Source organism: Pseudomonas sp. NPDC090208 (genome assembly GCF_044746785.1).
GTDB lineage: Bacteria > Pseudomonadota > Gammaproteobacteria > Pseudomonadales > Pseudomonadaceae > Aquipseudomonas.
Map to the genome: position 1 here is coordinate 50,068 of NZ_JBIVCU010000017.1, position 14,105 is coordinate 64,172.

Consider the following 14,105-nt stretch of genomic DNA (forward strand, 5'->3'; position numbering starts at 1 on the left):
TCTCCCACAACAAGAAGAAGTCGTCGCCATGGGCCGAGTTGTCGCTGCCGCCGTTTACAGTGAAGGGAAGAAGGTCTCCAACATCACCCTCGACGAGGGCGCCGAATGGGCTGCCAAGCCCGGCCACTTTGTCTGGATCGGCCTTGAACAGCCTGACGCACAGGAACTGGCTTCCCTGCAAAAGCAATTCAATCTGCATGAACTGGCCATCGAGGATGCGCTGGAGGTGCACAGCCGACCGAAGCTGGAAACCTTCGGCGACGCGCTGTTCATCGTCACCTACGCGCCGATCCGCGAAGACGGCAAGCTGATCTTTATCGAAACCCACATCTTCGCCGGCAAGGGCTACATCATCACGTCGCGCAACGGCCATTCGAAGTCTTACGGCCTGGTGCGCCAGCGCTGCGAGGCGCGGCCACTGCTGTTGCATCACGGCGAGGATTTCGTGCTGTATGCGCTGCTGGATTTCGTCACCGAGAACTATCAGCCGGTGACCGAAGCCATCCATTGCGAGCTGGAAGAACTGGAACACAGCGTACTGAGCACCGAACTCAACGAGTCGGATATCCACCGCATTCACGCCCTGCGCCGCGACCTGCTGCGGCTGCGCCGCTATGTGGCGCCGATGGTGGAAATCGGTGAAGAACTGCAGAAGCTCAACTTCCCGTTCATCGACAAGAACATGCGCCCGTACTTCCGCGACGTGGAAATCCATGTGAAGCGGCAGATGGAAGACTTGGCCAACCTGCGCGACATCGCCAGCCAGACCATCGAGATCGGCCTGCTGCTGGAGTCGTCACGGCAAAGCCTGACCCAGCGCAAGTTTGCCGCCTGGGCGGCGATTCTGGCGTTCCCCACGGCGATTGCCGGGATCTACGGGATGAACTTCCAGAACATGCCGGAGTTGAGTTGGCATTACGGTTACTTCATCGCGCTGGGAGTGATTCTGGGCGGGTGCGCGATACTGTTTGCCAGCTTCAAGCGGTCGGGGTGGCTGTAAAGCTGTGGGAGCGCGCGTGCCCGCGATTGCAATCTGTCTGGCGCATCAAATGGCGACTGACACACTGCATCGCGAGCAAGCTCACTCCTACGCGGGATTGCGTGGTGTCAGCACCGACATCGCGGGCAAACGCAAAACCTGTAGGAGTGAGCTTGCTCACGATTGCAATCTGTCTGGCACATCAAATCGCGACTGACACACCGCATCGCGAGCAAGCTCACTCCTACGCGGGATTGCGTGGTGCCAGCACCGACATCGCAGGCAAACGCAAAACCTGTAGGAGTGAGCTTGCTCGCGATTGCAATCTGTCTGGCGCATCAAATGGCGACTGACACACCGCATCGCGAGCAAGCTCACTCCTACGCGGGATTGCGTGGTGTCAGCACCGACATCGCGGGCAAACGCAAAACCTGTAGGAGTGAGCTTGCTCGCGATTGCAATCTGTCTGGCGCATCAAATGGCGACTGACACACTGCATCGCGGGCAAGCGCGCTCCTACGTGTCAGGGGGCGGCGTCAGCGCAAGTAGATCGCAACCGCGAGCAGGCGCGCTTGTCAGTCAAGCGACTTCGGGCTTGTTCGCCACGAATCGCATCATCCATTCGGCCACGGTGGTGCCGTGGTGGTCTTCTTCCAGGCTGGCGACGCCTTTGCTGTAGACCTGCTCGCCCAAGGCTTCCTGACGGATATCGAGCAGCGTGCGCGAATAATCGTGGATGAATTCCGGGTGGCCCTGGAAGCACAGCACCTGATCGTTGATGTGGTAGGCGGCGAACTGGCAGAAATCGCTGGAGGCGATGACGGTTGCGCCTTCCGGCAACGCAGTGACCTGATCCTGGTGGCTGATCAGCAGGGTCAGTTTGTCCATCGCCGGGGTCATCCACGGTTTGGCCGGGGCCAGGTCGTAATGGTGGATGCCCACGCCCCACCCTTGAGTGGCACGTTCGGTCTTGCCACCCAGCAGCAGCGCCAGCAACTGGTGACCGAAGCACACGCCCAACAGCTTGTCGCCACGCTTGTAGCGGTCCAGCAGGTAGGTCTTGAGGGTCTGGATCCAGGGATCGGTGCCGAACGAATCGGCCTTGGAGCCGGTGATCAGGTACGCGTCGAAGCGCTCGTCATCGGCAGGATAGTGGCCTTGCATGACGTTGTAGACGACAAACTCGGCGGGAATTGGCTGGCGGGCAAACAGTGACTCGAACATCCGCCCATAACCTTGGTATTGATCGACCAGTTCCGGGCGAAGAACGTCGGTTTCCAGAATGCAGATGCGTAACGACATAAAAATACCTGAAGCGACACGGCGAAAATGCGCACACCCAAGCCTGCCTTGAAGCCCGGTTCAAGGCAAGGCCCGGATGCAGCTCCCTGTCGCGGCAGACTGAACGCCCGCTGTACCGATGCAGGATGGCTATCGCCCCCTTAGAAAAGTTTTCCGTTGAGCGCCTTGTCCAGCAACAGGGCCGGCGGCTCGAAACGTTCGCCATAGTGCTCCGCCAGGTCATGCGCGCGAGCGATGAAGTCCTTCAGGCCATATTGGTTGATGAACTGCAGCGCACCACCGGTCCACGCCGGAAAGCCGATGCCGAAGATCGAGCCGATATTGGCATCGGCGCTCGAGCGCAGCACGCCCTCCTCCACGCAGCGCACGGTTTCGATGGCCTGGATGAACAGCAGACGGTCGCGAATATCCTGCGCGGCGATCTGCGCATCGGGCTTCTCGAAGCGGCTCTTGAGCTGCGGCCACAGCCGCTTCGGCTCACCCTCGGGGTAATCGTAGAAACCGCCACCGGCCGCTTTGCCGGCGCGCTTGTACTCATTGAGCAGCAGGTCGATCAGTGCTGTGGCCGGATGCTCCGCCAAGGTCTTGCCTTCAGCGGCCAGATCCTTGCGAGCCTGCTCGCGGATGTGGCTCATCAGGCTCAGCGACACCTCATCGGACACCGCCAGCGGGCCCACCGGCATGCCGGCCTTGCGCGCTTCGGTTTCAATCATCACCGCCGAAATGCCTTCGCCGAGCATGGCGATGCCTTCATTGGTGAAGGTGGCGAATACCCGCGAGGTGAAGAAGCCGCGGGCATCGTTGACCACGATCGGCGTCTTGCCGATCTGTTGCACGAAGTCGAATGCGCGGGCCAGGGTCATGTCGTTGGTGCGCGCGCCCTTGATGATTTCCACCAGACGCATCTTGTCCACCGGACTGAAGAAGTGCATGCCGATGAAGCGCTCCTGACGATTGACCGCCGTCGCCAGACCGGTGATCGGCAGCGTCGAGGTATTGGAGGCGATCACCGCATAGGGCACCACCACCTGTTCGGCGGCGGCACTGACCTGGGCCTTGAGTTCACGGTCTTCGGGGACGGCTTCGATGATCAGGTCGCAGCCTTCCAGATCACCATCGCGACCGGTGGTCTTGATCCGCCCGAGCACGATGTCGCGTTGTTCCTGGGTGATCCGGCCGCTGGCAACCTGTTTGTCGAGCAGGCGCACCGAATACTCCTTGCCCTTCTGCGCCACGGCGAGGCTGACATCCTTGAGCACCACATCGACACCGGCGCGGGCGGTCACGTAGGCGATGCCGGCGCCCATCATGCCCGCACCGAGCACGCCGACCTTGCGCATGTGGTAAACCGGCGGCGCTTTGGGCCGCGATTCGCCGGCATTCAGTTGATTGAGCTGAAACCAGCTGCCGATCATGTTTTTCGCCACCTGGCCGGTGGTCAGCTCGGTGAAATAGCGCGCCTCGATGCGCTCTGCCGTGTGGAAATCCACCTGCGCCCCCTCGACGGCGGCGGCGAGAGCTTTTTCCGGTGCCGGGTAGCAGCCCTGAGTCTTGCTGCGCAGGATCGCCGGGGCGATGGCCAGCATTTGCGCGACTTTGGGGCTGGACGGCGTGCCACCGGGAATCTGGAAACCCGGCCGATCCCAAGGCTTGACCGGTGCAGGGTGCGCAAGAATCCACTCACGCGCCTTGTGCAGCAAGTCATCGCTGCCGTCGGCGAGTTGATCGACCAGACCGGCCTGCAACGCCTGCTGCGGGCTCAGAGTTTTACCTTCCATCAGCAGCGGCAAGGCCTTTTCCAGACCGAGCATGCGCACCAGCCGCACCGTACCGCCGCCACCGGGCAGCAGACCGAGGGTGACTTCCGGCAGGCCCAGGCGCACATGGCGCTGATCCAGCGCGATGCGCCCGTGACAGGCCAGGCACAGCTCCCAACCGCCCCCCAGCGCCGCGCCATTGATCGCGGCGACCACCGGTTTGCCGAGGGTTTCCAGCGCGCGCAGTTGGGCCTTGAGTTCCAGGGTCATGTGGTAGAACCACTCGGCGCGGGAGGCATCGACCTGAATCAGCTCGTTGAGATCACCGCCGGCGAAGAAGGTGCTTTTCGCCGAGGTGATGATGACCCCGGCAATCTGCTCGCGCTCGGCCTGCAAGCGCGCCAGGGTTTGCGCCATCGCCTCGCGGTAATCGGCGTTCATGGTGTTGGTCTGCTGGCCGGGCATGTCCAGGGTCAGCGTGACAATCTGGTCGGGGCCGGTTTCATACTGGATGGCGTCAGTCATGCGGTCGTTCTTCCTGAAACTGTTCTTATGGAGGACACGGTCATGTGGGAGCCAATGCATTCGCGAGAGGTCGGTACAGCCGCCGCGAATGTGGTGCGCTTCATGGCGCCTCGCGAATCAATTCGCTCCCGCAGGGTGACCTTGCCAATCACTTCACACCCGCTCGATGATCGTCGCAATGCCCATGCCGCCGCCGACGCACAGGGTCGCCAGGCCGTAGCGCAAGCCGCGCGCCTCCAGCTCGTCGAGCAAGGTGCCGAGGATGATGCAGCCGGTGGCGCCGAGCGGGTGACCCAATGCAATCGAGCCGCCGTTGACATTGACCTTGTCCGCATCGACGCTCATGTCCTTGATGAACTTGAGCACCACCGAGGCAAAGGCTTCGTTGACTTCAAACAGGTCGATGTCGTCGATCGTCAACCCGGCTTTCGCCAGCGCCTTGCGCGTCGCTGGCGCGGGGCCGGTGAGCATGATGGTCGGATCGGTGCCGGTGACCGCCGTGGCGACAATCCGCGCCCGTGGGCGCAGGCCCAGTTCGTGGCCTTTCTGTTCAGAACCCAGCAGCATCAAGGCAGCGCCGTCGACGATCCCGGAACTGTTGCCAGGCGTGTGCACGTGCTCGATCCGTTCGACATGGCTGTACACCCGCAGGGCCGTGGCGTCGTAACCCATCTGGCCGATGGCGGCGAAGCTCGGCTTGAGATTGCCCAGGCCTTCGAGGCTGGAATCGGCGCGGATGAATTCGTCGTGATCAAGCAGCAGCACGCCGTTCTGATCTTTCACCGGCACCAGCGAACGCTGGAACGCGCCACGCTCACGAGCATGGGCCGCCTTTTGCTGGGATTGCAGGGCAAAGCGGTCAACGTCCTGCCGGCTGAAGCCTTCCAGGGTGGCAATCAGGTCGGCGCCGATGCCCTGCGGCGTGAAGTGGGTGTGCAGGTTGGTCTGCGGGTCCAGCACCCAGGCGCCGCCGTCGCTGCCCATGGGCACCCGCGACATCGACTCGACGCCGCCGACCACCACAAGATCCTCGAACCCGGAGCGGATTTTCATCGCCCCCAGATTGACCGCCTCAAGGCCCGAGGCGCAAAAGCGGTTGACCTGCACGCCGGCAACATTGATTGCCCAGTCGGCCACCAGCGCCGCCGTCTTGGCGATGTCCGCGCCCTGGTCACCGACCGGTGTCACACAGCCCAGCACGATGTCATCGACCTGACGGGTGTCCAACTGTTGCCGACGTTGCAGCTCGCGGAGCAGCCCCGCCAGCAGATCCACCGGTTTGACGCTGTACAGCGCCCCGTCCGCCTTGCCCTTGCCACGGGGGGTGCGCACTGCATCGAATATGAACGCTTTGGTCATCCTGTCCTCGCTATCCTGCGAAATGCTTTTTTCTTTCTGCCGACACCATAACGGTCATACAACCGTGATCAATGATCAAAGTGCTCGGCTCGCTTGACTGCCATGAAGGGTAGCTTGTTACAGGAAAATTCGGGGTCGGACGAACGGTAGCGTGCTAATGGAAACCTGCCGTTACACCCCGATGTGTCTAGCGTGCGACGCGTGAGTGATAGCCATAAGCCTTATGCGGTTTTATTACCACCTTATCGAATAAAACATAACAAACCGATCTAAGCCGCAGGGCACGCGGGCTCTAAGGTTAAGTCAGTAGCAGAGGCGCCATAACAAACGATTCTCCAAGCGCCGATGTCTGCGACTGATTTGGTCGCCGCACCTGCTCTTTTGCTTTCACCTTTGCCAGCTGCCGCTTCCTCCCTTGAAGAAGCAGGAGAGCTTTTGTCGCTCAGGAATAACAAAAAAAGGCATACGCCATGTTCAAGCATTCGAAAGTACGTCAAGCCGGGCTGATTGTTTTCGCCACCACACTTCTGTTGATCCTGCCGAATCTGACTCGTCTGTTCGGCTGACCGCGAGCCCATTCTCGTGCCGCTTCCAGGACGTTGCGCACCTTGAGGACCGCCCTGCATCCCGCAGGGCGGCGCACGCGCTCAACCACACGTTCAGGATTCACTGGCAAAAGCCGATGGGACCCGTATGATCGATGGCGATTTCCACGCCGAGCGGCAGATATCCCTGCCCGGTGCTATCGACGATCCTGCGGAGTCATCATCTTGCGTTCACTTCTGATGCTGGCCAGCGCCGTGCTGGCCCTGCCACTGCATGCTGCACAATTGACCGTCGACCTTGGCGGCGGCTCGCGAACCTGGGACAGCGAGCAACTGCTCCACCATCCCGAGGCGCGGGAGATCGATATTCCTGACGACGTTTCCTACAAGCGCAGCATGCACTATCGCGCCGTGCCCATGAGTGTCTTGCTGCCGGGCGTCAGCGCCGATGCCCACCTGCAAGCCGTCGCCACCGATGGTTTTGCCGCCGAAATGCCCGCAGGCCCGTTGCTGCAGAAAACCGGCTCGCAAGCCTGGTTGGCGATCGAAGACCCGGCGCACCCGTGGCCGGGGCTGGCGAAGGACAAACCGAGCGCCGGGCCGTTCTATCTGGTCTGGACTCAACCGCAGGCAAGCAAGATCAGCCCCGAGCAATGGCCTTACGCGGTCGGCAGCATTCGCCTGCTGGCCTCGGTGGCCGAGCGTTTCCCGGCGCTGCTGCCTGATCCGAAACTGGCGGCTGACGATCCGGCGAACAAGGGTTTCGCGCTGTTCCAGAAAAACTGCCTGGCCTGCCATCGCCTCAACGGCGCAGGCGATGCCCAACTGGGTCCGGACCTGAACATTCCGCACAACCCGACCGAATATTTCGCCGGTGACTACCTGAAACTGTACATCCGCAACCCACAGAACCTGCGCCAGTGGCCCCAGGCGAAAATGCCGGCGATCACTCCGGAGGTGCTGTCGGATGAGGAATTGGGACAGGTAGTGGCGTATCTGAAACACATGGCGGGGCGCAAGGTCGCGCAATAAAGGCACCGTTACGGATTCATAACCACCTGTGGGAGCGAATTCATTCGCGATGCGGTGTTCCGCTCCCACAGGATCGTGCAACCACCACGTTAATACGACAGGCAAAAAACCGTGGGAGGGAGCTCTGCTCGCGATAGCGTCAGTCCAGACAATGCTGTACCGACTGACCCGCCGCCATCGCGAGCAGAGCGCCCTCCCACATTGTTCTGTGGTGACTTCAGCCCTGTTTTGTACCAGCGACATGGGTCAATCCCATGCCATTTACCGGAACGGCGATTACTGCTGGCGCTGCACCTGAATCACCGGTGCAGGCACGGCCACCGATGGCGATACCACCACCTTCGCGTGCATCTGCTCGCAACCGCCGCCACGGCGCATGCCGCGTACCGGACAGGCATCCAGGTAATCCAGGCCCACCGCCAGTTTCAGGTGCCGTTCGGGAATCGCCAGTTGGTTGGTCACGTCGAAGCTGTACCAGGCGTCGCCAACCCAGGCCTCAGCCCAAGCGTGACCTGCCAGGCGGTCGCTGCCTTCGCTGTACACATACCCCGACACGTAACGCGCCGGTACGCCCAGGCTGCGGGCGCAGGCGAGAAAAGCGTGGGTGTGGTCCTGGCAGACACCGGCCTTGTTGGCAAATGCCTGCGCGGCGCTGGTGTCGACGGCGGTGGCGCCCGGGGTGTAGGCGATGTGCTGGTTGAGCGCCTGCATCAGGTCGATCAGCCCGTTGCGGTCGGTGCGTTTGCCGGTTTCTTTCGCAGCGAAGGCGCGAATCGCCTCGTCGGCTTCGGTCAGACGGGTGAAACGCAGAAACGGCAGTGACGACTGGCTCTCATGCTCGGCTTCGCGTTTTTCGTCGATTTCGACCTGGCCACGGGCACCGATGACGATGGCCTCGTGGGGCTCGTCGAGGGTCAGCACATGGAGGATATTGCCGAACGGATCGACCTGCGCCCGCACTGGACGCGGTAACGCCAACTGCCAGCTGAGCACCTGCTGGCGCTCGCTGTCGTGTGGGGTCAGACGCAAATACTGGATGCTGGCGCGGACCTGATCGTCGTAGTGATAGGTGGTCTCGTGACTAATGGACAGTCTCATGCTGCCTCCAGATAAGAAGTGTGAATAACGTTACCCAGTTGGGCCAGCAGCGGAATGAATTCGTTCAACCATTCGTGCAGGCCTTCGCCGAGGATTTCGTCGATACCGGTGTAACGCAGACGCGCGTCCAGTTCGGCGGCCAGACGCTGCGCCGGACGACCGTTGGCACCGGGCAGGCTGGCGAGAATCTGATCCAGCTCTTCCAGACAGGCGCGCAGGGAACGCGGAATGTCGGCGCGCAACAGCAACAGCTCCGCCACTTGCCGCGCGCCCGGCGCATCCCGATACACCTCGGTGTAGGCCTCGAACGACGACAGCGCGCGGAGCAAGGCGCTCCACTGGTAGTAGCCGGCCGCCGAGTTGTCGGCGGCGGCATTGGCCGACGGCCCGCGCAGTTCGAGCATCTCGTACCGGGCGTCGAGCATGCGCAGGGTGTTGTCGGCGCGCTCGATGAAGGTGCCCAAGCGAATGAAGCGGAACGCATCGTTGCGCATGATGGTGCCGTAGGTGGCACCGCGGAACAGGTGCGAACGCTCCTTGACCCACTCGCAGAAACGGCTCATGCCATAACGGCTCAGGCCCTGTTCGGCGATGCCACGAATTTCCAGGTACGTGGCGTTGATGTTTTCCCACATGTCCGCAGTAATGCGCCCACGCACCGCATGGGCACTGGCCCGCGCCGCCGCCAGACAACTGAAAATGCTGGCCTGATTGGAGGCGTCCAGGGCGAAGAAATGCAGCAGGCGTTCGGCATGCAGTTCACCGTGGCGTTCCAGGTAGTCATCCAGGGTGCCGGTAATCAGCAGCGGCATGGCGATTTCATTGAGGCCGTCGCCACGACCGTCCTGCGGCATCAGCGACAGCGAGTAACTGACATCGAGCATCCGCGCGAGGTTTTCCGCGCGTTCCAGATACCGCGACATCCAATACAAATCCGAGGCAGTTCTACTTAGCATTGGCAGGCATCCTTAATCCTCGACCACCCAGGTGTCCTTGGTTCCGCCACCCTGCGACGAGTTGACCACCAGTGAGCCTTCACGCAGCGCAACGCGCGTGAGCCCGCCGGGAACGACGCGGGTTTCGCGGCCGGACAGAACGAACGGGCGCAGGTCGATGTGTCGCGGGGCGATGCCGTTCTCGACAAAGGTCGGACAGGTCGACAGGGACAGGGTCGGTTGAGCGATGTACGCGTGGGGCTTGGCTTTCAGGCGCTCGCGAAAGGCTTCGATCTCGGCGGCCGTGGCAGCCGGGCCGACCAGCATGCCGTAGCCGCCGGAGCCCTGGGTTTCCTTGACCACCAGTTCCGGCAGGTGGGCCAGCACGTGGGACAGTTCTTCCGGCTTGCGGCACTGCCAGGTCGGCACGTTTTTCAGGATCGGCTCCTCGTCGAGGTAGAAGCGGATCATGTCGGTGACGAACGGGTAGATCGACTTGTCGTCGGCCACGCCGGTGCCGATGGCGTTGGCCAGCACCACGTTGCCGGAGCGATAGGCCGACAGCAGGCCCGGCACGCCGAGCATCGATTCGGGGTTGAACGCCAGCGGATCGAGGAACGCGTCGTCGAGACGGCGATAAATCACGTCCACCGCTTTCGGCCCGTCGGTGGTGCGCATGAACACCCGGTCATCGCGGACGAACAGGTCGGCACCTTCCACCAGCTCGACGCCCATTTCCCGAGCCAGAAACGCGTGCTCGAAGAATGCGCTGTTGAAACGACCCGGCGTCAGCACCACCACGCTGGGGTTATCCAGCGGGCTCGAACTTTTCAGGGTGTCCAGCAGCAGATTGGGGTAGTGGTCGATGGGTGCAATGCGTTGCGCGGCGAACAGCTCTGGGAACAGGCGCATCATCATCTTGCGGTCTTCGAGCATGTAGCTCACGCCGCTCGGTGTGCGCAGGTTGTCTTCCAGCACGTAATAGGTGCCGTCACCGTCGCGCACCAGGTCAACCCCGGAAATGTGCGAGTACAGGTCACGGTGCAGGTTCAGCCCCTGCATCGCCAACTGGTACTGCTCGTTCGCCAGCACCTGTTCGGCAGGGATGATCCCGGCCTTGATGATGCGCTGATCGTGATAGAGGTCCGCAAGGAACATGTTCAGCGCCTTGACCCGCTGGATGCAGCCGCGTTCGACCACGCGCCATTCACTGGCGGGGATGCTGCGAGGAATCGTGTCGAAGGGGATCAGACGTTCGGTCCCCTGCTCGTCGCCGTACAGCGTGAAAGTGATCCCGGCGCGATGAAACAAAAGATCGGCCTCACGCCGACGCTGAGCGAGCAACTCAGGCGGCGCTTCGCCCAGCCAACGGGCGAATTCCCGATAATGCGGACGGACAGCGCCGCCTGCATCGTACATCTCGTCATAAAAGGTGCGGATCATGCCGTACTCCTTGTCACCATGGACACAGGGGCCTTCGCAAGGCCCGTGCCAGCGGCATAAACGCTTCAAAATCAACTGGTTGAATAAAAGCCCGACGCACCCCGCACCATTCCTGTGCAGGATCCGTCCTAACCAATTCTCCTACGCTTCATAGAGAAGCGTCCCACCACCGAAAAATCTATTACCAGCATAGCCAGAGTTGATTTCCCGACAGCACTTTGTTTGCAGATAATCGCGTCATCTTCGCAGGCAACTGCGCTTCTGCACCGATGCGGGTCGTTGGCCTGTATGGGTCGGTAAAAAATGAATTCCCTTTGACGCCGCTCTTGCTCGAGCGGCTTTTTTTTGCGCGCAAAGGGATGAGTCAAAAATGCGGATTGTGGGAGGGAGCCCTGCTCGCGAAAGCGCCGGGCCAGCCGCCATGGCAGCGTCTGGAATTAACTGTTCGCGAGCAGGGCTCCCTCCCACGGAAAGCGAACGGATCAGAAATATCGGTATGCCGCCAGGCCGGAACGGCGCTGGCGGCAGATTCGAAAGGGCGCTTGATCAGTTGTACCGCCGGATCTCGTGCTTGACGCCCCACCCTTCGACCTCACCGTCCAGACCCGATATGGCGGTCTGAAAGTCCTGCTCGAAATCTCCTATGCCGTCGTAGGTGGCGTACATCACTTTGCTCAGTTGCAGATGCCAGGCCCCGTCCTCACGGGCGTTGATCTGGGCATTGAGGGATTCACCGCGAAATTTGTCTGCCGCCTGGCGCGCCCGCTCCTCATCCGGAAAAACGGCGTAGAACTCGATGGGATGAATACGTGCGAAATCGAAACCGCTGTCCTTCATGCGGCGCAGCACGTGACTGCTGATGTCTTCTTGATAGGTCGTGCTCATGAAACATCCTCCTATGCAACATAGATAGAGTTTCAACGATCCCGAAATGCCCCCGGTACACCGGAGTAAAGCGACAGATCATCTGCCACCCGGGATTCAAGCATGTCGCTGACAAGACCGGTGTTGCAGTTACAGATCGGCGACCGGTTCACGAGCTGACTCGCACCGATACGCCACCGGCCTCGCTCGCAGAGTACGCCGATTGGCGGCGCGTTGCCAACCGGCGGCCCTGAACAGTGGCACGGCGCCGGTCACGACGCCTCGACGATGGAAATGATCTGCACCGCGTTCTGCTCCTTGAGCGTTCTGACAGTCGGCTCCTGTGTTCGACCTTCAAGGTCATTGAGGTCAAGGTCATTGGTGACCGGGAACAGGCGCGGACGCAGGCGCCGCGCAGCCTCCTCCTCACTGGGACGCTGCTCGGATTCAAGATCGAGGCTCTGCTGCACACCTTCCTTATCGAGAAACGAAATAGTCCAGACTTTCATCAATGTCTCCTCAGTCGGGGCCGGACACCGGCCTACTGATCTTGACCCTGCCCTGACCGCGACGTTCCACCCGCCTGTAGCCATGCCACAACCGGTCATTAACCGCTCAGGTGTACATAAACCGCTCTGCTTCGGGCCTTTGCGCGAGAACGCTATACAAAGGTGGAATAGCGATCAGCCAGTCGACTGCCGATACTGCGCGCCCTCGCAACGCTCGCTGCCGCGACCTGCGTGCGAGTTCGTGCAATCCATCCGCATCGGTTTTCGTCTCATCTGGAGCTTCACATGCTTATTCGCCCTACCCGGCAGCGCGCGCTGGCCGGCCTTGGCACGCTGTCACTCTGCGCCGGCCTCATCCCCACCGTACAGGCCGAAGGCTTTCTGGAGGACAGCAAGGCGAACCTTGAAGCGCGCACCGTCTACTTCAACCGCGACTTCCGCGATGGCAGCAGCTCCAACCCCCAAGGCGCGTCGAAACGCGAAGAAGCCGCCGAAGGCTTCATTCTCAATTTCCAGTCGGGTTACACCCAGGGGCCAGTCGGTTTCGGTATCGATGCCCTGGCGATGGCCGGCTTCCAGCTCGACTCCAGCCCGGACCGCAGCGGCAGTGGCCTGCTGCCATCCAGCGGCAGCAACCCGCGAGGCTCCAAGGATCAATACGCCAAGTTCGGTGCGGCGGCGAAAGTGCGCGTCTCGCAGACGGTGTTCAAGTATGGCGCGATGATGCCCGACCTGCCGCTGCTCAAGTACAACGATGGCCGTTTGCTGCCGACCATGTTCAACGGCGGCATGCTGACCTCCGAAGACCTGCCCGGCTTCAAGCTGATGGCCTCGCGGCTGGATCACTACACTGCCCGTGATTCCACCGACTCCCAGGACATCCGCCTGAACAGCAAGAACAAGCGCTACACCAGCGACATCACCGGCAATCACTTCGACATGTACGGCATCGACTACAAGGTCACGCCGAACATCACCGCGCAGTACCACTACGCGGCGCTGGAAAACGTCTATCACCAGCACTACGTCGGCCTGCTCGGCAGTCAGAAGATCGGCCCGGGTGTCGCTTCGACCGACGTGCATTTCATCAAGAGCCACGATGACGGTTCGGCCCGCGCGGGCGAGATCGACAACCAGGCGTTCAGCACGATGCTGGCCTACGCCCTCGCCGGACATAAGTTGACGGTCGGCTGGCAGACCATGATCGGCGACACGTCGATGCCGTACCTGGATGGCACCAACCCCAACCTGGTCAACTACATCCAGGTCAACGACTTCGCTGCGGCTCAAGAGCGTTCCTGGCAATTGCGCTACGACTATGACTTCAAGGCGATCGGCTTCAACGGCCTGAGCTTCATGACCCGCTACGTCAACGGCGACAACATCAAGGTGGCCGGCAGCGACAGCGAAGGCAAGGAATGGGAACGCGACACCGAACTCAAGTACGTGATGCAGACCGGCACCTTCAAGGATCTGAGCATCCGCCTGCGCAACGCGACCTTCCGCAGCAACTACGAGAAGTTCGCCCGCGACGTCGATGAGACCCGCTTGATCCTCAGCTACAACTTTTCGGTGTTGTGATCGAGGCAGAAACGACACGAAGGTCACCCAGTGGGAGCGAATTCATTCGCGAAAAGCGGTACAACCGATAGAGGTACATCGTCTGTACCACCGCATTGCGAATGAATTCGCTCCCACATGAAAGGTTCGTTGCTCATAAAACAAAAACGCCCCGATAGCGGGGCGTTTTTGTTGAA

11 protein-coding genes are annotated in these 14,105 nt (G+C 61.2%); 3 read left to right on the top strand and 8 right to left on the bottom strand.

Features of this window, described 5'->3' with window-relative positions; genetic code table 11:
* Nucleotides 1-28 precede the first annotated feature (28 nt).
* On the top strand, nucleotides 29-1,000 hold the full coding sequence (locus ACIPL0_RS24270; RefSeq protein WP_400599518.1) for a magnesium and cobalt transport protein CorA: 972 nt from the start codon (nucleotides 29-31) through the stop codon (nucleotides 998-1,000).
* Nucleotides 1,001-1,558: 558 nt separating this feature from the next.
* Here ACIPL0_RS24270 and ACIPL0_RS24275 read toward each other — a convergent pair.
* The 3 genes from ACIPL0_RS24275 to ACIPL0_RS24285 all read right to left on the bottom strand — a co-directional run bounded on the left by ACIPL0_RS24275 (nucleotide 1,559) and on the right by ACIPL0_RS24285 (nucleotide 5,922).
* The gene (locus tag ACIPL0_RS24275; RefSeq protein ID WP_400599519.1) at nucleotides 1,559-2,281 is read right to left on the bottom strand and encodes an amidotransferase; all 723 of its coding nucleotides are present in this window, start codon (nucleotides 2,279-2,281) and stop codon (nucleotides 1,559-1,561) included.
* Nucleotides 2,282-2,421: 140 nt separating this feature from the next.
* The gene (locus ACIPL0_RS24280) at nucleotides 2,422-4,563 is read right to left on the bottom strand and encodes a 3-hydroxyacyl-CoA dehydrogenase NAD-binding domain-containing protein (RefSeq protein WP_400599520.1); all 2,142 of its coding nucleotides are present in this window, start codon (nucleotides 4,561-4,563) and stop codon (nucleotides 2,422-2,424) included.
* A gap of 153 nt (nucleotides 4,564-4,716) precedes the next feature.
* Nucleotides 4,717-5,922: an acetyl-CoA C-acetyltransferase gene (locus tag ACIPL0_RS24285; RefSeq protein WP_400599522.1), complete on the bottom strand. Its 1,206-nt coding sequence runs from the start codon at nucleotides 5,920-5,922 to the stop codon at nucleotides 4,717-4,719.
* Nucleotides 5,923-6,692: 770 nt separating this feature from the next.
* On the opposite strand from ACIPL0_RS24285, the gene ACIPL0_RS24290 reads away from it, so the two are divergent.
* Nucleotides 6,693-7,499 (top strand): c-type cytochrome, encoded by an 807-nt coding sequence (locus ACIPL0_RS24290; protein ID WP_400599523.1) that lies wholly within the window; start codon nucleotides 6,693-6,695, stop codon nucleotides 7,497-7,499.
* Nucleotides 7,500-7,775: 276 nt separating this feature from the next.
* On the opposite strand, the gene ACIPL0_RS24295 is transcribed toward ACIPL0_RS24290, so the two are convergent.
* The 5 genes from ACIPL0_RS24295 to ACIPL0_RS24315 all read right to left on the bottom strand — a co-directional run bounded on the left by ACIPL0_RS24295 (nucleotide 7,776) and on the right by ACIPL0_RS24315 (nucleotide 12,348).
* Nucleotides 7,776-8,597, bottom strand: a complete 822-nt coding sequence (locus ACIPL0_RS24295) for a transglutaminase N-terminal domain-containing protein (RefSeq protein ID WP_400599524.1) — start codon at nucleotides 8,595-8,597, stop codon at nucleotides 7,776-7,778.
* The gene (locus tag ACIPL0_RS24300; protein WP_400599525.1) at nucleotides 8,594-9,553 is read right to left on the bottom strand and encodes an alpha-E domain-containing protein; all 960 of its coding nucleotides are present in this window, start codon (nucleotides 9,551-9,553) and stop codon (nucleotides 8,594-8,596) included. Before ACIPL0_RS24300 ends, ACIPL0_RS24295 begins: the two co-directional genes overlap by 4 nt.
* A gap of 12 nt (nucleotides 9,554-9,565) precedes the next feature.
* On the bottom strand, nucleotides 9,566-10,975 hold the full coding sequence (locus ACIPL0_RS24305; RefSeq protein WP_400599526.1) for a circularly permuted type 2 ATP-grasp protein: 1,410 nt from the start codon (nucleotides 10,973-10,975) through the stop codon (nucleotides 9,566-9,568).
* Nucleotides 10,976-11,521: 546 nt separating this feature from the next.
* Nucleotides 11,522-11,860, bottom strand: a complete 339-nt coding sequence (locus ACIPL0_RS24310) for a ribonuclease E inhibitor RraB (RefSeq protein ID WP_400599527.1) — start codon at nucleotides 11,858-11,860, stop codon at nucleotides 11,522-11,524.
* Between the two features lie 251 nt (nucleotides 11,861-12,111).
* Nucleotides 12,112-12,348, bottom strand: a complete 237-nt coding sequence (locus tag ACIPL0_RS24315; protein WP_400599528.1) for a hypothetical protein — start codon at nucleotides 12,346-12,348, stop codon at nucleotides 12,112-12,114.
* Between the two features lie 285 nt (nucleotides 12,349-12,633).
* Between ACIPL0_RS24315 and ACIPL0_RS24320 the strand changes: the two genes are divergently transcribed.
* Entirely contained in the window at nucleotides 12,634-13,929 is a 1,296-nt protein-coding gene (locus tag ACIPL0_RS24320; protein ID WP_400599529.1) for an OprD family porin, read from the top strand.
* Nucleotides 13,930-14,105: the final 176 nt, after the last annotated feature.